22 protein-coding genes are annotated in these 21,177 nt (G+C 73.8%); 14 read left to right on the plus strand and 8 right to left on the minus strand.

Annotated features, from left to right (window positions below; all coding sequences use genetic code 11):
• Nucleotides 1-13: 13 nt before the first annotated feature.
• Nucleotides 14-1,219 carry a beta-ketoacyl-[acyl-carrier-protein] synthase family protein gene (locus tag AC1C2V_RS12035; protein ID WP_495389854.1) on the minus strand — a complete coding sequence of 402 codons (1,206 nt, stop codon included), beginning with the start codon at nt 1,217-1,219 and terminating at the stop codon, nt 14-16.
• Between the two features lie 199 nt (nt 1,220-1,418).
• Here AC1C2V_RS12035 and AC1C2V_RS12040 point away from each other — a divergent pair, with 199 nt between their 5' ends.
• The 3 genes from AC1C2V_RS12040 (at nt 1,419) to AC1C2V_RS12050 (ending at nt 4,084) form a co-directional block, all read left to right on the plus strand.
• On the plus strand, nt 1,419-2,915 hold the full coding sequence (locus AC1C2V_RS12040; RefSeq protein WP_495389855.1) for an APC family permease: 1,497 nt from the start codon (nt 1,419-1,421) through the stop codon (nt 2,913-2,915).
• A 68-nt stretch (nt 2,916-2,983) separates the two neighbouring features.
• Nucleotides 2,984-3,406, plus strand: a complete 423-nt coding sequence (locus tag AC1C2V_RS12045; protein WP_495389856.1) for a MarR family winged helix-turn-helix transcriptional regulator — start codon at nt 2,984-2,986, stop codon at nt 3,404-3,406.
• Nucleotides 3,407-3,463: 57 nt separating this feature from the next.
• Nucleotides 3,464-4,084, plus strand: coding sequence for a TIGR03086 family metal-binding protein (locus AC1C2V_RS12050; protein ID WP_495389857.1), 621 nt, complete (start codon nt 3,464-3,466; stop codon nt 4,082-4,084).
• Between the two features lie 9 nt (nt 4,085-4,093).
• Here AC1C2V_RS12050 and AC1C2V_RS12055 read toward each other — a convergent pair whose 3' ends face one another.
• Nucleotides 4,094-4,492: a winged helix-turn-helix transcriptional regulator gene (locus AC1C2V_RS12055; RefSeq protein ID WP_495389858.1), complete on the minus strand. Its 399-nt coding sequence runs from the start codon at nt 4,490-4,492 to the stop codon at nt 4,094-4,096.
• A gap of 108 nt (nt 4,493-4,600) precedes the next feature.
• On the opposite strand from AC1C2V_RS12055, the gene AC1C2V_RS12060 reads away from it, so the two are divergent.
• Nucleotides 4,601-5,509 carry an alcohol dehydrogenase catalytic domain-containing protein gene (locus tag AC1C2V_RS12060; RefSeq protein ID WP_495389859.1) on the plus strand — a complete coding sequence of 303 codons (909 nt, stop codon included), beginning with the start codon at nt 4,601-4,603 and terminating at the stop codon, nt 5,507-5,509.
• Here AC1C2V_RS12060 and AC1C2V_RS12065 read toward each other — a convergent pair.
• The 4 genes from AC1C2V_RS12065 to AC1C2V_RS12080 all read right to left on the minus strand — a co-directional run bounded on the left by AC1C2V_RS12065 (nt 5,455) and on the right by AC1C2V_RS12080 (nt 9,152).
• Nucleotides 5,455-7,167 (minus strand): DUF222 domain-containing protein, encoded by a 1,713-nt coding sequence (locus AC1C2V_RS12065; RefSeq protein WP_495389860.1) that lies wholly within the window; start codon nt 7,165-7,167, stop codon nt 5,455-5,457. The two genes, AC1C2V_RS12060 and AC1C2V_RS12065, sit on opposite strands and share 55 nt — an antisense overlap.
• A 90-nt stretch (nt 7,168-7,257) precedes the next feature.
• Complete coding sequence (locus AC1C2V_RS12070) at nt 7,258-7,782, minus strand: O-acetyl-ADP-ribose deacetylase (protein ID WP_495389861.1); 525 nt, start codon at nt 7,780-7,782, stop codon at nt 7,258-7,260.
• 66 nt (nt 7,783-7,848) lie between these two features.
• Nucleotides 7,849-8,097 (minus strand): PspC domain-containing protein, encoded by a 249-nt coding sequence (locus AC1C2V_RS12075; protein ID WP_495389862.1) that lies wholly within the window; start codon nt 8,095-8,097, stop codon nt 7,849-7,851.
• Between the two features lie 128 nt (nt 8,098-8,225).
• Nucleotides 8,226-9,152: an aminoglycoside phosphotransferase family protein gene (locus AC1C2V_RS12080; protein ID WP_495389863.1), complete on the minus strand. Its 927-nt coding sequence runs from the start codon at nt 9,150-9,152 to the stop codon at nt 8,226-8,228.
• A 159-nt stretch (nt 9,153-9,311) separates the two neighbouring features.
• On the opposite strand from AC1C2V_RS12080, the gene AC1C2V_RS12085 reads away from it, so the two are divergent.
• From AC1C2V_RS12085 to AC1C2V_RS12100, 4 genes are read left to right on the plus strand one after another with little or no spacing between them, the layout of a single operon-like run.
• On the plus strand, nt 9,312-9,602 hold the full coding sequence (locus tag AC1C2V_RS12085) for a hypothetical protein (protein ID WP_495389864.1): 291 nt from the start codon (nt 9,312-9,314) through the stop codon (nt 9,600-9,602).
• Nucleotides 9,602-10,894, plus strand: a complete 1,293-nt coding sequence (locus tag AC1C2V_RS12090; protein ID WP_495389865.1) for a putative T7SS-secreted protein — start codon at nt 9,602-9,604, stop codon at nt 10,892-10,894. The genes AC1C2V_RS12085 and AC1C2V_RS12090 overlap by 1 nt, the downstream gene beginning before the upstream one ends.
• Before the next feature lie 2 nt (nt 10,895-10,896).
• A complete protein-coding gene (locus AC1C2V_RS12095) occupies nt 10,897-11,613 on the plus strand; it encodes a hypothetical protein (RefSeq protein ID WP_495389866.1) in 717 nt (238 codons plus the stop codon).
• Entirely contained in the window at nt 11,610-12,920 is a 1,311-nt protein-coding gene (locus AC1C2V_RS12100; RefSeq protein ID WP_495389867.1) for a hypothetical protein, read from the plus strand. The genes AC1C2V_RS12095 and AC1C2V_RS12100 overlap by 4 nt, the downstream gene beginning before the upstream one ends.
• A gap of 3 nt (nt 12,921-12,923) precedes the next feature.
• Here AC1C2V_RS12100 and AC1C2V_RS12105 read toward each other — a convergent pair whose 3' ends face one another.
• A complete protein-coding gene (locus tag AC1C2V_RS12105) occupies nt 12,924-14,024 on the minus strand; it encodes an amidohydrolase family protein (protein WP_495389868.1) in 1,101 nt (366 codons plus the stop codon).
• A gap of 241 nt (nt 14,025-14,265) precedes the next feature.
• Between AC1C2V_RS12105 and AC1C2V_RS12110 the strand changes: the two genes are divergently transcribed.
• From AC1C2V_RS12110 to AC1C2V_RS12135, 6 genes are read left to right on the plus strand one after another with little or no spacing between them, the layout of a single operon-like run.
• A complete protein-coding gene (locus tag AC1C2V_RS12110) occupies nt 14,266-15,153 on the plus strand; it encodes an SIS domain-containing protein (RefSeq protein ID WP_495389869.1) in 888 nt (295 codons plus the stop codon).
• Between the two features lie 47 nt (nt 15,154-15,200).
• Complete coding sequence (locus AC1C2V_RS12115) at nt 15,201-16,532, plus strand: ABC transporter substrate-binding protein (protein ID WP_495389870.1); 1,332 nt, start codon at nt 15,201-15,203, stop codon at nt 16,530-16,532.
• On the plus strand, nt 16,529-17,473 hold the full coding sequence (locus AC1C2V_RS12120) for a carbohydrate ABC transporter permease (protein ID WP_495389871.1): 945 nt from the start codon (nt 16,529-16,531) through the stop codon (nt 17,471-17,473). The genes AC1C2V_RS12115 and AC1C2V_RS12120 overlap by 4 nt, the downstream gene beginning before the upstream one ends.
• Nucleotides 17,473-18,363 carry a carbohydrate ABC transporter permease gene (locus tag AC1C2V_RS12125; RefSeq protein WP_495389872.1) on the plus strand — a complete coding sequence of 297 codons (891 nt, stop codon included), beginning with the start codon at nt 17,473-17,475 and terminating at the stop codon, nt 18,361-18,363. The genes AC1C2V_RS12120 and AC1C2V_RS12125 overlap by 1 nt, the downstream gene beginning before the upstream one ends.
• Entirely contained in the window at nt 18,360-19,334 is a 975-nt protein-coding gene (locus AC1C2V_RS12130) for a carbohydrate kinase family protein (RefSeq protein WP_495389873.1), read from the plus strand. The genes AC1C2V_RS12125 and AC1C2V_RS12130 overlap by 4 nt, the downstream gene beginning before the upstream one ends.
• A complete protein-coding gene (locus AC1C2V_RS12135; protein ID WP_495389874.1) occupies nt 19,331-20,293 on the plus strand; it encodes a 1-phosphofructokinase family hexose kinase in 963 nt (320 codons plus the stop codon). The genes AC1C2V_RS12130 and AC1C2V_RS12135 overlap by 4 nt, the downstream gene beginning before the upstream one ends.
• On the opposite strand, the gene AC1C2V_RS12140 is transcribed toward AC1C2V_RS12135, so the two are convergent.
• On the minus strand, nt 20,275-21,081 hold the full coding sequence (locus tag AC1C2V_RS12140; protein WP_495389875.1) for a DeoR/GlpR family DNA-binding transcription regulator: 807 nt from the start codon (nt 21,079-21,081) through the stop codon (nt 20,275-20,277). The genes AC1C2V_RS12135 and AC1C2V_RS12140 overlap by 19 nt on opposite strands.
• Between the last annotated feature and the right edge of the window lie 96 nt (nt 21,082-21,177).

Raw genomic sequence — 21,177 nt, forward strand, 5'->3', positions numbered from 1 at the left:
CGACCGACGCGGTTCACCCCCGCGACAGCACCAGCGCGGCGCTGTGCCCGCCGAACCCGAAGGCGTCCACGAGCGCGTGCCGCGCCGTCGTCGGCCTGGGCGTCGTCACGACGTCCAGGTCGACGGCCGGGTCGGGGTGATCGAGGTTGAGCGTGGGCGGCACGACGCCGTGCCGCAGGGAGAGCAGCGCCACCAGGGCGCCGAGTGCGCCGGACGCGCCGAGCAGGTGCCCGGTCGACGCCTTCGTCGCCGTGACCGGCGGCGGTGCGCCCAGAGCGGCCCGCAGGGCGACGGCCTCGTTGACGTCGCCGGCCAGGGTGGAGGTCGCGTGCGCGTGCACCAGCCCGAGGTCGCCGGGGTCGATCCCGGCGTCGCGCAGCGCGAGCCGCACCGTGCGGGCCTGGTTGGCGGGGTCGCCGCCGACGATGTCGTGCGCGTCCGACGTCACGGCGGCGCCGTCGAGCGCGCCGAGCACCGTCGCGCCCCGCGCCCGGGCGTGCTCCTCGGCCTCGAGCACCAGCAGGACCGCGCCCTCGCCCATGACGAAGCCGTCGCGGTCGGCGTCGAACGGGCGCGACGCGCGCGCCGGGTCGTCGTTGCGGGTGGACAGGGCGCGGGTCTGGGCGAAGGCGGCGAGGGAGAACGGCAGCACGCCCGCCTCGACGCCGCCGCACACGACGACGTCGGCCTGTCCGGTGCGGATCAGGTCGCGGCCGGTCGCGAGGGCCTCCGACCCGGCGGCGCACGCGCTCACCGGGGAGCGCGCCCCCGCGCGCGCCCCCAGGTCGATCGACAGCCAGGCCGCCGGCCCGTTGGACATCAGCATCGTGACGGCGTGCGGGGAGACGCGGCGGGGGCCGCCGTCGGCCAGCGCCCGACTCTGCGCCAGGGTGGTCGCGATGCCGCCGTTGGCCGTGCCGACGGCGACCGCGAGCCGGTCGCGGTCCACGTCGGGCGATCCCGCCGACGCCCACGCCTCGTGACCAGCGACCAGCGCCAACTGTTCGGCGCGGTCGGTGCGACGCGCCCGCCGAGCGTCGAGCGCCCGGAGGAACCCGTCGTCCACCCGCGCCGCGAACCGGACGGGCAGGTCGCGCGCCCAGTCGTCCTCGATGCCGGCGACCCCCGTCCTGCCCGCCATCAGCCCGCGCCAGGTCTCCTCCGCCGTCAACCCGAGGGGCGTGACCGCCCCCGCTCCCGTGACCACTGTTCGTCGCACGTCAGTTCCCCCTCAGTCCGGTCGCCCCCTGCTCCCGCACTGCGCAAGACCCCGTGCACGTCCTCGTCGTGACGCACACTCTGCCGTGCTCCCCCGCGCGTCGCCCAGGCAGGTCAGGCATTCGAGGAGTTCCATGGATCTCGGGCCGTGCCCCGCGCAACGAGGCGAGGGGGCCGGGAAGACGATCCAGGAGGTCGCCATGAGCCAGACGATCGACCAGTCCGGCGCCGGGCCGGAAGAAGCTGCGGCGCCCGACCACGGGCTCAAGCGGGTGATGGGGCGCAAGCTGCTGCTGCTGTTCATCGTGGGCGACATCCTCGGCACCGGCGTCTACGCGCTGACGGGCCAGGTGGCCGGCGAGGTCGGCGGAGCGGCGTGGGCGCCGTTCCTCATCGCGTTCCTGGTGGCGACCCTCACCGCGTTCTCGTACCTGGAGCTCGTCACCAAGTATCCGCAGGCCGCCGGCGCCGCGCTGTACACGCACAAGGCATTCGGCATCCACTTCGTCACGTTCATCATCGCGTTCATGGTGATGAGCTCGGGCATCACCTCGGCGTCGACGGCGTCCAACGCGTTCGCCGGGTTCCTCAGCGACGGCTTCGGCCTGGGCCTGGAGGAGGGCGGCATCGGGCGGATCGGGATCGCGCTCGGCTTCATGACGCTCGTGGCGCTGGTGAACTTCCGCGGTGTCGGGGAGAGCGTCAAGGCGAACGTGGTGCTCACCCTCGTGGAGCTGTCCGGCCTGCTCATGGTGATCTTCGTGGGCATCTGGGGGATGACGCAGGGGCGGGCCGACTTCTCCCGCGTCGTCATCTTCGAGAGCGCCGACGACAAGAGCGTCTTCCTCGCGGTCACGGCCGCCACCACGCTGGCGTTCTTCGCGATGGTCGGTTTCGAGGACTCGGTCAACATGGCCGAGGAGTGCCGGGACCCGGTGAAGGACTTCCCGCGCACCATGCTCACCGGACTGTCGATCACCGGCCTGATCTACGTGCTGGTGGCGATCACGGCCGTGGCGCTGGTGCCGGTGGGGGACCTGGCCGACGACTCCAAGGGCTCCGCGCTGACCCAGGTCGTCGCGGCCGGCGCGCCGGGGCTGCCGTTCGACACGATCTTCCCGTTCATCGGCATGTTCGCCGTGGCGAACTCGGCGCTGATCAACATGCTCATGGCGTCGCGGCTGCTGTACGGGCTGGCCCACCAGGGGGTGCTGCCCCAGGCCTTCGGCAAGGTGCACCGCACGCGGCGCACGCCGTGGGTGTCGATCATCGTGACCACGCTGATCTCGTTCGGGCTGATCATCTACGTGGTGCGCGCGAGCGGTAGCGAGTCCGGAGCCAACGCCGTCAGCCTGCTGGGTGGCACGACGTCGCTGCTGCTGCTGGTCGTCTTCGCCGTGGTGAACGTGGCGCTGCTGGTGCTGCGCCGCAAGCCCGTGCAGCACGCGCACTTCCGCACCAAGGCCTGGGTCGCGCTGCTCGGGGCCGTCACCTGCGCGTACCTCGCCGGGCCCTGGGCGCGCAGCGAGGAGCAGCAGGAGCAGTACGTCATCGCGGGCGGGCTCGTCGCCCTCGGCGTGGTGCTGTCGTTCGCCACGTGGCTCTACAACCGGGCGGTGCGGCACCGGCAGATCCACTTCGAGGACGTGGGCGAGCTCGACGAGGACAAGCCCGGCGCGGGGTTCCCGAAGCGTTGATCCGCGGCCGTGCGGCGCAGAGCTATCACCAGATGATGATAGTCACCAAATAGTGATAGCTTCGCGGGATGACGGACGATGATCGGCGTGACCTGCTCGGCCTGCTCGGCCCCGTGAGCCGGGCCCTGCGGCGGGCCGAGGAGCGGTGCGCGAAGGACGCGGACCTCTCGATGTGGCAGTACGCCGTCCTGTCGACCGCGTCGAGGCAGGAGGGGCTCAGCCAGGCGCAGATCGCCGACCAGCTCGGCTACAGCAGGAACCGGATCATCCACGACCTGGACCTGCTCCAGGCCCGGGGGCTCGCCGAGCGTCGCGCGGGTGCCGACCGGCGCAGCCACGCGGTCCACGTGACGCCCACGGGGCGCCGCACGGCCGCCGAGATCCGCGCCGGCATCTGGGCCTTCGAGGACGACCTGATGTCGCATCTTCCGGCCGGGAGCCGCGACTCGCTGCAGAGCCTGCTCGAGCTCGTCCTGGCCCGAAACCCGTGAGCCGGGTCGCGCGCATCGAAGTCGTCGAGCGCATCGAAGCCTGAGAGGGGTCGACCGATGGAGACATCCGCACTGCACACCGCGACCGAGACGTTCGCGTCATACCTGTCGGAGGTGACAGCGGGCGACCTCGGGTTCCCCACGCCCTGTGCAGGCTGGGACGTCGCCGACCTCTACCACCACGTGCTGGGGGAGAACGTCCGCTTCGGCCTCGCCGTCAGCGAGCAGCGCCTCGGCCACGACGCGCCCGACGACCTCGCGCCCCTGCTCGACGCGTCGGGCGACGCCGACCGCAGCAGGGGCGGGCTGGACCTGCCCTACCGTCGCTCCGCCGCCTTCATGGCGGGTGCCTTCGCGACGGCCCAGGACGCCACCGTGCTGAGGTCGGTCGCCGGGGTCCCGGGGCCGCGCACCGTCGGTGACCTCTACGACATGCAGCTGTGCGACACCGTCATCCACACCTGGGACCTCGCCCGCGCGGTCGGCCTCGAGTGCGAGATCGCGCCGAGGCTCGCCGACATCGTGCTCCGGCGGATGGAACAGGTGCCGGACTCGGCCCGCGGGGACGGCAAGGCGTTCGGGCCCGTCCGCACCTCCGCCCGCAACGCCGTCCAACCTGCTCCCGGCGTCCTCGAGCGGATCATCCTGCTGTCCGGCCGCGCGGACGACCGCGGCTGACCGTCGCGGTCACTGCCTCGCGTCGTAGTCGTCGCGGGCGAGGCCGACCTCGGGCATGTGGTGCTCGGCCCAGGTCTTGAGCTGCCCGAGGATGTCGCCGAGCGACTCGCCCAGCGGCGTGAGCTCGTAGTCGACCCGCACCGGGACGGCGGCCGTCACCGTGCGGGTGAGGATGCCGTCGCGCTCGAGGCCGCGGAGCGTCTGCGTGAGCATCTTCTGGCTGATCCCGGCGAGCTGCCGGGACACCTCGGAGTAGCGCCTGGGGCCGTCGGCCAGCGACTTGATCACGAGGGCGACCCACTTGTCCGCGAGCCGGTCGAGGAGCTGTCGGCTCGGGCACGCCGCCAGGAAGGCGTCGAACTCGACCCTGGCCTCGTCTCGCTGTGCCTGCGCGGTCATCGTCGGCATGGCTCTCCTTCGGGTACGTACCCCACTGAGGGGTGCCTTCTTCCCGGGAGAGAGTACCGCCCGCATGCTGGCAGCACCACGACACACACCATCCACCAGGAGGTTCCCGTGCCCGCACTGCTCGCCTATTCCACCCACGACGCGCCCGTCCTCGAGGAGGTCGCCCCGCCCGAGCTCGGCGCCGCCGACGTCCGGCTCCGCGTCGCCGCCGCGGCGGTCAACCCCGTCGACGTCACGGTGGTGAGGGGCCCGCTGCGCGACATGCTCGGGCTGCCCGACCCCCTCGGGCTCGGCTGGGACGTCAGCGGCACCGTCATCGAGGCCGGCGCCGACGTCGTCGGCCTGGCCCCCGGCGACCGGGTGGCCGGCTTCCTCCACGTGCTCGCGCTCCGGCCGACCGTCGGCACCCACGCCGACGAGACCGTCCTGCCCGCCGGAGCCGTCGTCCGCGTCCCCGAGGGCCTCGACCTCGTCGAGGCCGCCTCGCTCCCGGTGACCGCCCTCACCGCCCGGCAGGCGCTCGACCTGCTCGGCCCCGCCGAGGGGCGCACCCTGCTCGTCACCGGCGGCGCCGGCGCCGTCGGCGGGCATGCCCTCGTCCTGGCCGCCCGCGCCGGCTGGAAGGTCACCGCGCTGGCCCGCGGCACCGACGCGGAGCTCGTCGGGCGGGCCGGCGCCGACCTGGTGACCGAGCTCCCGGGCGCGCCTTCCGGCCCAGTCTTCGACGCGGTGCTCGACGGCGCGGTGCTGCTGGAGGCGGCGCTCGCCGCGGTGCGCGACGGCGGGACGTTCGTGGGGCTGGCCCCCGGCGCCCCGGTCGCCGCGGAGCGCGGGATCACGGTGCACACCGTCGGCGTCGAGCCCAACCCCGCGGCGCTCGCCGACCTGCTCGCGCTCGCCGTGGACGGCGTGCTCGAGGTGCGGGTCGCCGGCCGCGTGCCGCTGGACGACGCGGCACGGGCCTACGACGAGGTCGGCGCCGGCGGCCAGCGCGGCCGCTGGCTCATCGTGCCCTGACGCGATCGTGCCCTGACGCGATCGTGCCCTGACGCGATCGTGCCCTGACGCGATCGTGCCCTGACGCGATCGTGCCCTGACACCGTCGAGCCTTGGCTGTCCGGCAGGCTCGCGTGTCCCGCAGCCCTGTGCGTGCGCGCGGCCGCGACGCGAGGAGGTCGGCGATGCGGGGGTGCCGCTCGGGTCACAGGTCCGGCGGGTCGGTGGTTCTGAGGCCGGAGGGCTCCGCCGGTGGATCGCGGTGGACCCGGCCGGTCGGCGAGGTCCAGGTCAGGGTGCCGTCCGGCCCGGGCTCGCTGCGCCACCGCGTCTGATGCTTGATCACGTGATGTTGCCGGCACAGATGCGCCAGATTGTCGGCGACGGTGCGCCCGCCGTCGGCCCAGGCGACGACATTGGTCGACGTCGCAGTCGGCGGCGGGCCGCGTGCATCCGGGGAAGCGACAGACCCCGTCCCGCGCCTGCAGGAAGGCGCGGAGCCCGGCGGGGACGGTGTAGCTGCCGGGGTCGGTGGCGAGCACGCGGCCGTCCACCGGGTCGACGAGCAGGCGACGCAGCGACGGTGCAGCCGCCGCGAGCACCGACGCCGTCGCCCCGTCGATCGGCCCGTGCCCGTCCAGCTCGGCGGCGGCCTCGGAGCGCCCCAGCAGCGACAGCACCGGCACCGTCACGCGCACCGTCGGCGTGATGCGGCGCGCGACGTACGCCAGGTCCGGCACCGCAGGGGGCACGGCGTGGTTCACGGCACCGTCCCGCGTGGTGCTGTCCGGTGTGGTGCTGCCCGGCGCGGTCCTGCCCGGTGGATTGCTGTCCGGTGTGGTGCGGCTCGGTGTGCCGGGCTTTTCCGCCTGCCGTCCCGACGTGGCGTCGGCGAGGAGCAGGTCGGCGGCGGCGTCCGCCCGGAGCTGCGCGAGCGTGCGTCGGTCGCCGGCCTCCCGGGAGCGCCGGCCCGCGCGGGTGAGCCGGTCGTAGGCGGCGTGCGCGCTCGGTGCGGGGAGGTAGGCCGAGAGCCAGGCCATGCCGTCGGCGCCCGGGTCGACGTAGACGGCTCGCGACTCCGCGGCCCTGCGGTGGCGCTCGACGAGCGGTTCCGGATGGGCGAGGTCGCGCGCGCGACGCAGGTGTCGGCGTAGCTGGGGCACGGTGCAGGTCACGGCGCGGGGGAGGACGGCGGCCTCGACCAGCGTGCGGGCCTCACGCGTCGGGAGCTCGGCCAGGGTGTCCGCGACGGCGGTGGCGTGGGCCAGCGAGACGCGGCCGCTGCAGAGCGCGTCGAGGGTGGCCCGTCCCGCGGTGCCGTCGCGCTGGGCCAGGGTGCGGGCCGTGTCGAGGAGGTGGGCGGCGGCCTGCTCGGACAGGCGTAGCGCCGTCGCGAGGTCGGCCGTGAAGGACCGGTGGGCGAGCTCACGGCGCCGCTCGGCACTCGCGCGGCTCAGCTCGACGTCGTCGTCGGCGAGCAGCGCAGCCTCCGCGTGGGCGGCCGTGCGCCGAGCCCGCTCGACGGCGACAACCTTGCGACCCTCGAGCTCGTCGATCTGCCGCTGGATCGCCACGACGTCGTCGATCGCCGCCGACACGTGCCCGAGCGACGCCCTGGCCACGGAGGGCACGGAAGGCCCGGAGCCGTGCGGGTCGCGCGTCGCGTCGGTGTCGAACATGTGTTCGACCCTAGCGTCGTCGCCGACCCCCGACAAGGCTGCGGACAATGGCCTGTGGACAACCGTCGCCGCAGGTCAGACAGCGGCAGGTCAGACGGAGGCGAACGCCGCCTCGAAGGCCGCCCGCACCGGGGCGTTGAAGAGGACGAAGCGGACTTCGTCCAGCGCGGCGGGGTTCACGTCGTCCCACGCTCGGGTGGCCTCGACGGCGGCGCGCGCGACGTCGCCCGCCGCCCAGCCGTAGACGCCGGCGCCGACGGCGGGGAACGCGACCGTGCGGGCGCGCAGGTCGGCCGCCACGTCGAGCGACCGCGTGAAGCACGACTCCAGCATCGCGGGGTCGGTCTGGCCGCGGTGCCGGTTCGGGCCGACGGTGTGGATCACCCACGCGGCGGGCAGGTCGAACCCGGGCGTCGCGACGGCGTCGCCCACCGGCAGGCCCCCGGGCAGGGTGGTGCGCCGGAGCTCGTGGCACGCCTGCAGCAGCCGTGGCCCCGCGGCGGCGTGGATGGCGCCGTCGACCCCGCCGCCGCCCAGCAGCGACGAGTTCGCGGCGTTGACGATCGCGTCCACGGCGACGGTGGTGATGTCGCCCTCTTCGATGGTGACGCGCACGGCTCCTCCTGGGCGGGGTCTGGTCGGGTGCCTGTCGGGTGAGGTTTGTCGGGCCGGCTGCGGTGCTCAGGCGGTGCGGCGCGCCTTGTCCTCGTCGGGCATGAGGATCCACAGCACGATGTAGGCCAGCACCTGCGGGCCGGGGATGAGGATGGACGCGACGGTGAGGACGCGGACCAGGCCGCGGCTCCAGCCGAGGTAGTCCGCCAGGCCGGCGCAGACGCCGCCCAGCACGCGGCCGTAGTTCGGCCGGAACAGCTTGTGCCGGGAGGTGGGGGCGGGCTGGACGTACGGGGTCGAGGTTGATGTGCTCATGCTCCGACCGTACGAGCGCCGCCGCGCACCCGGTATCGGGTGCTCCCCCGGTTCGACCCTGAGGAACGGCCGGGGTCCCGACCCTTCGACAGGCTCAGGACGGCGCGGGCTCAACCCGCGAGACGGGGTCAGTCGAGGTCCGCGACGGCGGCCGCCACGCGGCGCTGCGACGCCCGCGCGAACTGAGGCCAGCGGTCCCAGTAGTACGGCAGGGCGATGACGCCCTGCACCAGGGTCCAGCCGCGGCCGCGCTCCCAGGCGCCGTCGTCGAGGTCGCCCCCGGGTCCGGCGCCGGCCGCCTCGCGGAACGCGTCGCGCGTGCGGCCGGAGAAGAGCCACCAGGCGGGCGGCAGGTCTGCCGCCGGGTCGCCGACGCCGAGCGTGCCCCAGTCGATGACGGCGGTGAGCCGGCTGCCGTCCGAGATGAGGTTGCCGGGCATGAGGTCGCCGTGCAGCCAGGCGCCGGGCACCGGGTCGGCGGCGGCCTCCAGGGCCCGGTCCCAGGCCTTGAGGACGACGGGTCCGTCGAGGCGGTCCCCGGACGCGGCGGTGGCGGCGCGGACGTCGTCGTCGAGGCGGGCGAGGGGCACCCCGCGGCTGGTGCCCTCCTTGACGGGCCCGTCGGTCGGGTCGACCGCGCGCAGCGCGGCGACGAACGCCCCGAGGTCGGCGGCGGCGTCGTCCGGGTCGAGGTTCGGCGTCGTGCCGGGCTCGAGCGGGTCGACGACGGCGGCGCCAGGGAGCCACGGCGCGACCGACCAGGGGAACGGGTAGTCCCCGTCGGGCTCGCCGAGCGCCAGCGGCGCCGGAACCGTCAGCGGCATGTGCGGGGCGAGGCGCGGCAGCCAGCGCGCGTCGTTCCGAGCCTGTGCGGCGGCCCACGCGACCTTGGGCATGCGGGCCACGAGGTCGTCGCCGAGCCGGAACAGCAGGTGGTCGGTGCCGGACTCGGTCACGGGGCGCACCGGCCGCGAAGCCCACTGCGGATGCTGCGACGCCACCAGACGGCGGACGTCGTCAGCGGTGATCGGGACCTCGTCGTCGTGCGGGGGCATGCCCACGACCGTACGGAGCGCGCCGCGGCCAGGCCAGGGAATTGCGGTGCCACCTGCGACGAGGGTGGGGAGTTCTCCCCATGGACCGGCCTCGTCCCTGGACCTGGCATGTGAAAGCCTTGCGCACACCACCACCGATGCCCGGGGAAGAGGCCGCTGATGTCCGGCGACATCGTCATGAACGACGAGTTCCTGTCCCAGGTCGAGGCCGACCTGGGGCAGATGAAGGACCGGCTGTACGAGCCGCTGGACGCGATCCGGAGCGCCGACGCTTCGGCCGTCGGCGAGCCCGAGCTGGTGGAGAAGGTGTCCCACTTCCGGGACAAGTGGGACCACAGCATCGACGAGATGTGCGAGGCCACGGGGAACGCCAAGGAGCAGCTACAGAAGATCCGCGACGGCTTCGCCAAGATCGACGCCGACCTCGCTGCGGCGCTCGGGGGCGAGTGATGGTCCACTACGAGTACATCGGGTACGACCCGGCGCCCGGCGACCACGCCGTCACGGGCACGCTCGCCACCGGCCTCACCAGCGGGCACGAGACGCTCGAGCGCGTGAAGTTCCTGCTCGGCAGCGTCGACGAGGGCGAGTGGGCGGGCGAGGTCGCCATCGCCTTCCGCAGCATGCTGCACGACGGCTTCGAACCGAAGGTGGTGGAGGCCGAGGAAGCCTTCCGTAAGGCCGCGACCGCGCTCGAGACGTGGGCGGACCACCTGGAGGGCTACCGCGAGCGCGCGGACACGCTGAACCGCGAGCTCGGCGAGGCCAAGGCCGCGCTGAGCTCGGCGGAGTCGAACCTCTACTCCATGCCGGACGGCCGCCGGCCCGAGGACGACGCACCGCAGCACGAGTGGGACGACTACCAGGACGACGAGCGCGCCCGTGGCACCGCGCAGGGCGCCGTCGACGACACCCAGGCCGTCGTCGACGGCGTGTGGTCGCGCATCACGACCCTGGTCGAGGAGTACGGCGCGGCGTCGCGGACGCTCCTCGCGGACTTCGACACCGCCGCGGCCATGGCGCCGGACGACCCGTCGTGGTTCGACCAGGCGGTCGACTGGGTCGGTGACCGCTTCGAGGACCTCGGCGACGCGTTCGGCGACCTCGGCGACATGATCCTCGAGTGGGCGGCCGAGAACGCGGGCCTGCTCGACCTGATCTCCGACATCATGGGCGTCGTCAGCCTCGTGGCCGGCATCATCTCGCTGCTGCCGATCCCGGGCGCGCAGGTCTTCGCCCTGGTCAGCGTCGTGGCCGGCGGCGTCGGCACGCTCGCCGCGTACCTGAGCGCGGCGGGGCAGGCGGGGTCGTTCGCGGGCGGCTTCACGCCCGGCGTCATCGTGGGGATGGTCGGCACGGCGCTCGGCGCCGGCGGCCTCACGGCCACGTTCAAGGCGGTGTCCGCCTCGGCGACGGCCGCGGGGCGCGTCGCGCCGACGTTCGCCCAGTTCATGAACCCGGCGTCCAGCGTCGGCCGGGCGGCGACCGGCGCCTTCCCCGGGTTCTTCACGATGGCGGCGCGGGGCGGGAGCATCGACTCCGCCGCGGAGCTGGCGTGGCGCTCGGCGGACATCGTGTTCGACCAGGGGATCTTCCTCGGCACCGAGCCGCTCAACTGGTTCAGCGACTTCGGGCACCTCAAGGGCGACGACTACAACGGCATCCTGCCCGACTGGGGTGCCACCGCGGGCAAGACCGACGGCGAGGGCGCGCTGCTGCGCACCCAGCTCAAGAACAGGTGAGCATGATGACGGACAGCGGCACCCTCGACGCCGGCACCCTCGACGTCGACAACCCCACCCGGTGGAAGCTCAACGTCCGCGTGCCCTCGGACTGGGTCGAGCTCGCCGGGACCCAGACCCCGGACGAGGCGCTCGGCGTCATTCGCGGCGCGCTGGACGCCGTCGACGTCGAGCTGCCCGCCCACGACGCGAGCCTCCTCCTCGCGGGCCTGCGCGCCTGGCGCGAGGTGTGGAGCAGCCAGTCCGTGCTGCTGCACGGCCTCGTCTACCAGGGCAAGGAGTACCGCGGCCCGACGGCGATCGACGAGGAGATCTTCGTCAACGTCGTGGGCTCCGTGCGGCAGATCGACGCGTTCGACGGGCCGCTGTCCCTGCTCGAGGTCGTGCGGCGCGTGGTCGCGGCCAAGATGGGCTTCGACCTGTCCGCCGCGTACACCGAGTCGTTCGAGACCGGCATCGGGCCCGCCCTCGGCATGACCGTGACCTATCCGGTGGACGTGCGCGACCCGTCGGCGCCGCAGGAGGTCGAGCCGGGGCGGCAGCGCGAGATCGGGCTGGCCGTGGTCGTCACGGCGCCTTCGGACGGCGGCCTGGGCCTGGTGCTCGTGGGTTGGTCGAGCGAGCCGGATCACGTGCAGGCCGTCGGCATGCTGCTCGCCGCGATGGCCGGGCCCGCGAAGATCGTCCCCGTGAACGCGCAGGGCGAGGAGACGGGGTGACGGTGCAGGAGGCCGAGGCGCCGCCGCAGGGACGACGACGCGGCCGCGCGCCGCTGCCCCCGTTCCCCCGCGAGGTGCCGCTGCCCGCGACGTTCGGCGACTGGTACGACGTGGCCGCCGCAAACCTCGGCGCCGCCCAGCGGCGCGACGGCGGGGGGCGGCGCATGCTCGCGGGGCTCCTCCTCGTCCTGGGCTGCCTGGCCGGGGCCGCCCTGGCCACCCGGCCCGTCCTGGTGCTGCTGGGGCAGGGCGCCGACGGGGAGCGGGCCGACGTCGCGTCCCTCGTCGTGGGCGCCGTCGTCCTGCTGGCGACGCTCGCCTGGTGGTTCCGGTACCGGCGGGACTGGGTGCGGACGCGGCGCCTGCGGCAGGCGTGGGCCCTCGCGCTGCGACGGCCCGAGGCGTTGGCGCTGCCGGCGCGGAATCGCCCGGCCTCCGGCGTCGGCCCCGGGCTGGTCGATCCCGAGCAGATGCACGACTTCCGGGCGCGCGAGCGCGGGCTCGAGGGGTACCCCGGGGTCAAGCCCGTGGACGGGGCCACCGGTCTCCTCGACGCGCTGCGAGCGATCCTCTACCCGATCGTGGCGGTCGTCGGGCTGCTGCTCGTCGCCGTCGGCCTGGACCAGGAGCCGCTGAGCGACGGCGCCACCGCCCTCGCGCCCGGGGTGGTGGTGCTGGTCGCCGGGCTTGCGGCGTCGGTCCGGGCATGGCGGCGCCTGGCCGACAGCTGGGCCGTGGTCGGCCTGGAGAACGACGACCGCGCCCGGTGGACCGGGTGGCGCGTGCTGCACGGGCTCCAGGAGCCGGCGGTGCAGGCACCGTGGTGGCGGCGGCTCAACCTCGTCTTCCTGCCCGTCGCGGCCGGTGGCCTGGTCGTCGTGCTCGCGCGGTTGACGTCCGGCCCGACGACGGGCGTCGACGGGTTGTCGGTCGGCATCGCGATCGTCGTCGTGCCGATCCTCGTGGTCTACGGCAGCTTCGTCGTGCGCGTGCTGGCCGGACGGGCGCGTGCCCGCGGCACGGACGTCGCCGTCCGGGTGCTGCGCGACGACGTGCCGCCACAGGGGCCGGTCGCCGTCCCCGCCGGCCCGGCGGTACTCGCCCTCGGCGAGGCGCCCGAGCTGCGTCCGGCCGACGGGCCGGCGGTCGCGCTCGGCGGCGCCGCGCTGATCAGCGGCGCCTCCCACACGTTCGCGGCCCGCCGGCACTGGCTGGTGCTGGCCGACGGGTCGCAGGTGCCGCTGTCGTGCGCGGACGTCCGCCGGGCCCGCAGCCTGGCCGGGGCGGCCGGCCTGCGGGTGCTCTGAGCGTCAGAGCGCGTCGAGCCCGAGCACCCGCCGGGCGTTCCCCGCGTACAGGCCGGGCAGCAGGCGGGCGGGCAGGTCGGCCCCGGAGATCTGCCACCGGCCCTGCGGCGGCACGTCCTCGCCGGGCGCGTAGTCGAAGCTCTCGTCGTCCGTCTCGAGGAACCGGAAGTGCACCTCGAGCTGGTCGCTCGTCACGGGGAACGCGTCGGTGCCGAACAGGACCCGGTCGGGGAACTCCTCGACGAGCCGGCGGAACCGCCGGGGCTGCCGGCCCAGCTCGGCGAGCCGGCCGGCGATGTCGACCACCAGGTTCGGCGCCGCCCGCAGCAGCCGCTCGACGTGGTCGAGGTCCTCGGCGACGCAGCCGACGTGCGCGCCGATGTATCGGGTGCCCGGCGTGGCGACGACCAGCCGCTCGAACGCGTCGAGGAGCCGCTCGAACGACGGGTAGTGCTCGCGGTCCGCGAACGACCAGTCCGGCTCGCCCGCGAGCTCGTCGAAGCGCTCGTTGTGCGCGTCCAGGGGCTCGAAGAAGGCCTTCGGGTCGGCGACGTGCACGAGCGCCGGGAGCCCGAGCTCGCCGGCGAGCTCGAGCACCTCCACCACGCGGGGGTCGTCCGGGAGCACGAGCGCGCCGTCGGGCCCGACGACCGTGAGCCCGAGGTTCTTCCACACCTTGAGGCCCCGGGCACCCCGCGCGGCGCAGTCGCGCAGCTGATCCTTGAGCTCGAGCTCCCCGCCGTCCTGCCCTAGCAGGGACCAGTCCAGCTGGCAGAAGGTGAGGAAGCGGCCGGGGTGGGCGCGGTCGTACCGGTCGAGGTTGGCCTCCAGCTCGTCGCCCCATCGGCCGTCGAGGTTGACGACCGTCTCGATGTTCGCGGCGGCCATCATCGCGAGCAGCTCCGCGACGTCGGGCGTGCACCAGTCGGGGGTGAGCCAGCGCCCGAGGTGGTTGTGGACGTCGATCGCGGGCACCGCCGCGCGCGTGACCCGCGAGGCCGGCGCGGACACCTGCGGGCGCGGCGCCCAGTCGACGAGTCGGAGGTCCGGGACGGCGACGGGGGCGGCGGGAACCGCCCCGAGCGGGTCCGGTGCGTGGGTCATGGGAGGTCTCCTCGGAGGCGTGCGGAAAGTGCTCGACGTGCGCGGGACGCCCCCGAGAATGGTCCACGCATGAGCAGGTTGCCGATCCGTTACGCGAATCACTCAGTGGGAATGATCGAATTCACCAGTTTTGCTGACTGGCGCGCAACGGCCGAGCACGATGGGCGTCGACGGCGCCGGTCCGGGACGCCGTCCCTCCCGCACCCGCTGCGGGCGGTCGCACGACGACAGGAATGCGCACGTGAGCACCAGCACCGTCACCGAGCGTGAGATCCGCAGCCAGCCCGAGGTCTGGGCCCAGGCGGTCGCCGCCGCGCCCGCCGGAGGCCACGTGCTCGGCCGTCCCGGCGAGCGGGTCCTGGTGCTCGGCTGCGGCACCAGCGCCTTCGTCGCCCAGTCGCTCGCCCAGCTGCGCGAGCGCGCAGGGCAGGGGGAGACCGACGCGGCCTACGCATCCGAGTGGACGCCGACCCGTGTGTACGACCGGGTGGTCGTCATCAGCCGCTCCGGGACCACGAGCGAGGTGCTCGAGGCGCTGGCGGCCGTGCCCGCCGGCACGACGAAGGCGGCCGTCGTCGGCGTGGCCGGCACCCCCGTCACCGAGGCCGCCGACGAGACGCTCGTGCTGGACTTCGCGGACGAGGAGTCCGTGGTCCAGACGCGGTTCCCCACCTCGGTGCTCGCCCTCGCCCGCACCGCCCTCGGCGAGGACCTCGGCCCCGTCGTCGCTCAGGCGGCCGACGCGCTCGCCGCGCCGCTGCCGGTGGACCCGGCCGGCTTCGACCACTTCGTCTTCCTGGGCCGGTCGTGGGGCTACGGCCTCGCCCAGGAGGCCGCGCTCAAGGTGCGCGAGGCCGCGCAGGCGTGGTCGGAGTCGTACCCCGCGCTCGACTACCGGCACGGCCCCGTCGCCGTCGCCGGCCCCACGAGCCTCGTCACCCTCTTCGGCGACGCCGACGACGCGCTCGTCGCCGACGTGGAGCGCACCGGCGCGACCGTGCTCCACGAACCCCTCGACCCCCTGGTCCAGCTGGTCCAGGCACAGCGGCTCGCCGTCGAGCTCGCCACGAGCCGCGGCCTCGACGCCGACACGCCGCGGCACCTCACCCGGTCGGTCGTGCTCGGCTGAGCCGAGGCGTTCACCGACGAGACTTCGCAGAAGAGACAAGGACGATCATGCTGCGTCATCACGCTCGTACCGGCCGCAGGTGGGGCGCCGTCGGCGCCACCGCCGCCCTCGTGACCGCGACCGCCATGCTGGCCGCCTGCTCCTCGGGCGCCCCCGGGGCCACGACCCTCGACAAGGACGCCGACGTCACCCTCACCTGGTGGACCGGGCAGGCCGACCAGGCCCAGACCATCCTCACCGGGCTGGCCGAGGAGTTCGAGGAGGACCACCCGAACGTCACGATCGAGGTCTCGTCGGGGGCGCCGTCCACGGAGGACCTGCTGCAGAAGCTGTCGTCGTCGTTCGCGGGCGGCACCTACCCCGACATCTCGTACGCGTTCGGGTCGTGGGCGAGCGAGCTCGCCGACTCCGAGCGCACCCTCGACATCACCGACCAGGTGGCGGAGCCCGACGTCGGGTGGGAGGAGTTCTCCGGCGCGGCCCGGCAGACGGCGCAGCCGACCGGCGACGCGACGATCGGCTTCCCCGCCGTCGTCGACAACATCTCGCTGATCTACAACAAGACCGTCTTCGACGCCGCGGGGGTCGACCACCCCACCGCGGACTGGACGTGGGACGACTTCCGCGCGGCCGCGAAGGAGCTCACCGACCCGGCCACCAGCACCTACGGGTACGCGTACTCCGTCTCCGGCTCCGAGGAGACGACGTGGCAGTTCTGGCCGCACCTGTGGCAGAACGGCGGAGAGATCCTCGACGAGTCGGGCTCCGAGGCCACCTTCGACTCCGAGGCCGGCGTCGACGCGCTGACGTTCCTGCGCGACATGGCGATCGAGGACGAGTCGGTGTACCTCGACCAGACGGACACCAAGTTCGGGCAGATCTTCGCGAGCGACCAGATCGGGATGATCACCTCCGGTCCCTGGTCGCTGTACGACCTCCAGGTGGCCGGCACCGACTACGGCGTCGTGCCGCTGCCCGGCACGGACGGGGAGCACACGACGATCTCGGGCGCCGACCTGTGGGTGCTCTTCGACCACCAGGACACCAACCGCGAGTACTGGTCGTACGAGTTCACCGAGTGGCTCACGGACCCGGAGCAGGACGTGCGCTGGAACGTCGCGTACGGCAACCTCCCGCTGCGAGAGAGCGAGATCGACTCCCCGGAGTTCCAGAAGCAGGTGAAGGAGATGCCGGGCATCGACGTGATGGCCGAGAACAGCAAGAACGCCACGATCCCGCGGCCCACGGTCGCGGGCTACGTGAACCTGTCGGAGGCGATCGGCACCGCGATCTCGCAGGTGCTGCAGGGTCAGGGCGAGCCGGCCGAGGCGCTGGGGAAGGCCGCCGCCGACGCGACCGAAGCCCTGGCGGACCAATGACCGCGACGCTGACCCCGGCCGCGGCCCCCGCGGTGAGCCCCTCCCGTGCGCGGCGGCCCGGCCGGGGCCGCCGCGCACGGGAGGGGCTCACCGGGTGGGGGTTCGTCGGTCCGGCGACCCTCATCGTGCTCGGCCTGTCGATCTTCCCCGCGGTGTGGGCGTTCCTGCTGTCGCTGCAGGACTGGAACGGCTTCTCGGTGCCGGAGTCGGTCGGCCTGGACAACTACCTGGCGATGGGGTCGGACGCGGACCTCGCCGCCGCCGCGACGCACACCCTGCTGTACACGGCCCTCTTCGTCCCGGCCTCGGTGCTGCTGGGGCTGGGCCTCGCCGTCCTGCTGAACCGGCGGATCGTCCTCGTCGGGCTGTACCGCACCCTGATCTTCCTGCCGTTCGTCGTCTCCGCGGCCGCGACCGGCATCCTCACGACGTACCTGTTCAACCCCCAGTTCGGGCTCGTCAACAACGCGCTGCGCGGGCTCGGGCTGCCGCAGCAGGGCTGGCTGGAGGATCCGCACCAGGCGATGGTGGTCATCGCGATCATGTCGCTGTGGGGGCAGGCGGCCTTCACCACCGTCATCTACCTCGCCGCGCTGCAGGACATCCCCGCCGAGCTGACCGAGGCCGCGCGCGTGGACGGGGCCAACCGCTGGCAGTCGTTCTGGCACGTGACGTTCCCGCAGCTCGCGCCCGTCACCGTGTTCGTCGCGATCTGGCAGACGATCCAGGCGATCCAGCTCTTCGACCTCGTGTACACGACCACGCGGGGCGGGCCGCTCGGGGCCACCGAGACGATCGTCTACTACCTGTGGACCTCGGCCTTCAAGGACCTCGAGTTCGGGTACGCGTCGGCGGTGGCCTACGGGCTGTTCGCCGTCACCCTCGCGATCACCATCGGCGTGACGATCTACTCGCGCCGCAGCAAGGTAGGTGGACTCTGATGACGATGCTCGCCGCTCCCGCTCCCGCCGTCGAGGGCCCGCCGCCGGAGCCGACCCCCGGCCCGGCGCGCCGCCGTCGCCCCCGCGCCGGCTGGTGGCACCTGCTGCTCGTGCCCGTGGCGCTGGTGTTCGCCGTGCCCTTCGTGCAGATGTTCCTCACGTCGCTGACGCCGGAGTCGGAGATCAACCGGTTCCCGCCTCGCCTGCTCCCGTCGGCGCTGACCTTCGACGGGTACGCGAAGCTCTTCCGCGACAGCGACATCCTGCTGTGGACGGGCAACACGATCCTCGTGTCGGCGGTCGCCGTCGTCTCCCACCTCGCCCTGTGCTCGCTGGCCGGGTACGGGTTCGCGCGGCTCAAGTTCCCGGGCCGCAACGCCGGGTTCCTCATGATCGTCGCGACGATCATGATCCCGACCCAGCTACTCATGGTGCCGACGTACGTGATGTTCGCCCGCGCCGGCATCATCGACACCCTCGCGGCAGCGATGGTCCCGTGGCTCGCGTCGGTGTTCGGGATCTTCCTGATGCGGCAGTTCTTCCTGTCGCTGCCGGCCGAGCTCGAGGAGGCCGCCGAGCTCGACGGCTGCTCTCGCTTCGGCACGTTCTGGCGGATCATCCTGCCGCTCGCGCGGCCGGCGCTCGCGACCCTCGCGATCTTCACGCTGCTCAGCTCGTGGAACGACCTCGTCTGGCCGCTCATCGCGATCAACGACCCGGGCTCCTTCACGCTGCAGCTCGGCATCACCAACTTCCAGGGCGCCCGCCGCACCGACTGGTCGCTGCTCATGGCGAGCAACGTGGTTGCGACGCTGCCCCTGATCCTCTTCTTCGTCTTCGCGCAGAAGCAGTTCATCGCCACCATGACGTTCACGGGGGTCAAGGGATGACGGGCACCACGGCAGCCGCGCAGGGCGGGCCGCGGCCCGTCGTGGTCGTGGGCGACGCGAACGTCGACCTCGTGCTGCGCGGCGACGTCGTCCCCCGGTTCGGCCAGGCCGAGCAGCTCGCCGAGTCCGGCGACCTCGTGCTGGGTGGCTCGGCGAGCATCGCCGCGTCGGGCGTGGCGCGGCTGGGGGTGCCGACGTCGCTCGTCGCCCGGGTGGGCGCGGACACGTTCGGCGCGTTCACGCTCGACGCGCTGCGCCGATCCGGGGTCGACGTCGCCGAGGTCGAGGTGGCGGACGACGAGCCCACCGGCCTGTCCGTGATCCTGTCCACCCCGCACGACCGGGCGATCCTCACCGTGCCGGGCACCATCCCGACGCTCACGGGCGCGCGCGTCACCGAGGTGCTCGACGCGCGGTCGCCGGGTCTCGTGCACGCCGCGTCGTACTTCCTGCAGCCCGGGCTGGCGGCGGCCCTGCCCGGCGTCCTCGCCCGGGCGCGCGCCCAGGGCTGGACGACGAGCCTGGACACGAACTGGGACCCGCGCGAGGAGTGGGCCGGGCTGGACGCCGTGCTGCCCCACCTCGATCTGCTGCTGCCCAACCGCAACGAGCTGCGCGCGATCGCCGGCGCCCTCGGGGAGCCCGCTGGCCTGGACGACGTCGCCCTGGCGACGCGGATCGCGGGCCGCGGGCCGCGCGTGGTCGTCAAGGACGGGGCGGACGGCGGCTGGTCGGTGGGCGCGGACGGCGACGTCGTGCGCGCGCCCGGCGTCGCCGTGGACGTGGTCGACACCACGGGTGCGGGCGACAGCTTCGACGCGGGCTACCTGGCGGCCGCCGCGTACGGGGTCGCCGACGAGCACGAGCGCGTGCGCTGGGCGACGACGGCGGGGTCGCTGTCGACGCTCGGCTCCGGCGGCACCGGCCGCCAGGCGACCCGGCACGACCTCGAGGAGGTGCTCGCGCGGTGATCTCGGCCCTCGCGCTCAGCCCGTCGCTCGACGTCACGTACGTGGTCGACGAGCTCGACGGGATCCAGCGGCCGCGCTCCACCCACCGCGTGCCGGGCGGCAAGGCGCTCAACGCGGCGCGCGCGGCGGCCGCCCTCGGGGCGCGGGTCGCGGCGGTGGCGGTGCTCGGCGCGGGCGTCGGGGACGACGTCGCCGCGGGGGCCCGGGCGGACGGCGTCGACGTGTACGTGGTGCCCGGCACGGAGCCGACCCGCAGCTGCGTGTCGATCCTCTCCCGGCACTCCGGCCGGCTCACCGAGATCTACGAGCAGGCCGTGCCGCTCGCTCCGGACACCGTGGCCGCCGCCGTCGACACCGCCGTCGGGCTCGCCGGGGCCCGGCCCGGCTGGTGGTTCGTCGCGGGCGGCCTGCCGGACTCCGCGCCCCCGGACCTGCTGCGCGACCTCGTCCGCCGGCTGCACGACGCCGGGGTGCGGGTGGCCGTGGACAGCCACGGCCCGGCCCTGCGCAGCGCCGTCCTGGCCGGTCCCGACCTGGTGAAGGTCAACCGCGCCGAGGCCGTCGAGCTGACGGGCGGCGACCCCGGGGCGCCGATGCCGGAGCTCCTCGCGGCGGTGCGGGGGCTCAGCGGGGGGCTGGTCGTGGTGACCGACGGCGCGGACGGCGCATGGGCGACCGACGGGAGCCGCGTGCTGCGCGCGCGGCTCGCCGGGCGCACCGGGAGATTCCCGGTGGGCAGCGGTGACTCGTTCCTTGGCGGTCTGCTCGTCGCGCTCGACCGCGGCGGGGACCTCGCCGGCGCGATGGCGCTCGCGACCGCGACCGGGACGGCGAACGCGCAGGTGCCTGGCGCGGCCGTGCTCGACCCGAAGCTGGTGCAGCGTCTCGTCACCGAGGTCGAGGTGGTCGACGTGCCCGAGGAGGCAGCGTCGGCCGGCTCTCAGTCCGGGACGACCTGAACGTCCACGCCGGCCGCGCGGATCGCCTCGAGCGCGTCGGGGTCCGCCGACGAGTCGGTGACCAGCACGTCGACCTCCGCGAGCTCGGCGACCTTCGCGAGCGTCACCCGGCCCACCTTCGAGCCGTCCGCCACGACCACCACGTGCTCGGCGTGGGTCACCATCGCGTGGTTCGTGCGGGCCTCGGTCTCGTCGTGGGTCGTGGCGCCGCCGCGCACGCTGATGCCGTCCGTGCCGAGGAACGCCGTGCCCACGTTGATGGCGTTGAACGTGTTCTCAGCGAGCACGCCGACGGCCTCGAACGAGCTGGACCGGACAAACCCGCCGGTCATGATGACCTGCAGGTTGCTGCGCGACGCGAGCTCCATGGCGGTCGTGAGCGCGTTGGTGGCGATCGCGAGGTCGGGCCGCGTGGCGAGCACCCGCGCGACGGCGGCCGCGGTGGTGCCGCCGCTGATGGCCACCGAATAGCGGCCGGGGGGCAGCAGGCCGGCCGCGTGCTCGGCGATGCGCAGCTTCGCGTCCCGGAACCTGGTGTCGCGCAGCAGCACGGGCACCTCGGTGGTGGGGTCGAGCGCACGGACGCCGCCGTGCGTCCGCACGAGCAGGCCCTGGTCCTCCATGGAGGCGAGGTCGCGCCGCATCGTCGCGGACGACACGTCGAGCTCCCGGACGAGGTCGGTGAGGCGGGCCGTGCCGCGCTCGTTGACGTAGGTCAGCGTCTGCATCATGCGCTCGGTGCGCTTGTGGGAGATCGCGCGCGGCGCCGTCTCGGCGGTGGTCGGCATGCCGTTCCCTTCAAACCGCTCATGCAAAGTGATCGTTTATCCCGAATTCTGATCGCATTCTTGCACAGCTCGCGCGAAGCCACCGATGATCGACGC

It is taken from the genome of Isoptericola sp. Y541 (assembly GCF_059445465.1).

What these genes read in the sequence shown, in the direction of transcription:
- AC1C2V_RS12040 (WP_495389855.1), top strand. Translation starts at nt 1,419, where the DNA reads ATGAGCCAGACGATCGACCAGTCCGGCGCCGGGCCGGAAGAAGCTGCG.
- AC1C2V_RS12130 (WP_495389873.1), top strand. Translation starts at nt 18,360, where the DNA reads ATGACGGGCACCACGGCAGCCGCGCAGGGCGGGCCGCGGCCCGTCGTG.
- AC1C2V_RS12065 (WP_495389860.1), bottom strand. Translation starts at nt 7,167, where the DNA reads ATGTTCGACACCGACGCGACGCGCGACCCGCACGGCTCCGGGCCTTCC.
- AC1C2V_RS12140 (WP_495389875.1), bottom strand. Translation starts at nt 21,081, where the DNA reads ATGCCGACCACCGCCGAGACGGCGCCGCGCGCGATCTCCCACAAGCGC.
- AC1C2V_RS12090 (WP_495389865.1), top strand. Translation starts at nt 9,602, where the DNA reads ATGGTCCACTACGAGTACATCGGGTACGACCCGGCGCCCGGCGACCAC.
- AC1C2V_RS12055 (WP_495389858.1), bottom strand. Translation starts at nt 4,492, where the DNA reads ATGCCGACGATGACCGCGCAGGCACAGCGAGACGAGGCCAGGGTCGAG.
- AC1C2V_RS12105 (WP_495389868.1), bottom strand. Translation starts at nt 14,024, where the DNA reads ATGACCCACGCACCGGACCCGCTCGGGGCGGTTCCCGCCGCCCCCGTC.
- AC1C2V_RS12115 (WP_495389870.1), top strand. Translation starts at nt 15,201, where the DNA reads ATGCTGCGTCATCACGCTCGTACCGGCCGCAGGTGGGGCGCCGTCGGC.
- AC1C2V_RS12075 (WP_495389862.1), bottom strand. Translation starts at nt 8,097, where the DNA reads ATGAGCACATCAACCTCGACCCCGTACGTCCAGCCCGCCCCCACCTCC.
- AC1C2V_RS12095 (WP_495389866.1), top strand. Translation starts at nt 10,897, where the DNA reads ATGATGACGGACAGCGGCACCCTCGACGCCGGCACCCTCGACGTCGAC.
- AC1C2V_RS12050 (WP_495389857.1), top strand. Translation starts at nt 3,464, where the DNA reads ATGGAGACATCCGCACTGCACACCGCGACCGAGACGTTCGCGTCATAC.
- AC1C2V_RS12125 (WP_495389872.1), top strand. Translation starts at nt 17,473, where the DNA reads ATGACGATGCTCGCCGCTCCCGCTCCCGCCGTCGAGGGCCCGCCGCCG.
- AC1C2V_RS12120 (WP_495389871.1), top strand. Translation starts at nt 16,529, where the DNA reads ATGACCGCGACGCTGACCCCGGCCGCGGCCCCCGCGGTGAGCCCCTCC.
- AC1C2V_RS12080 (WP_495389863.1), bottom strand. Translation starts at nt 9,152, where the DNA reads ATGCCCCCGCACGACGACGAGGTCCCGATCACCGCTGACGACGTCCGC.
- AC1C2V_RS12045 (WP_495389856.1), top strand. Translation starts at nt 2,984, where the DNA reads ATGACGGACGATGATCGGCGTGACCTGCTCGGCCTGCTCGGCCCCGTG.
- AC1C2V_RS12085 (WP_495389864.1), top strand. Translation starts at nt 9,312, where the DNA reads ATGTCCGGCGACATCGTCATGAACGACGAGTTCCTGTCCCAGGTCGAG.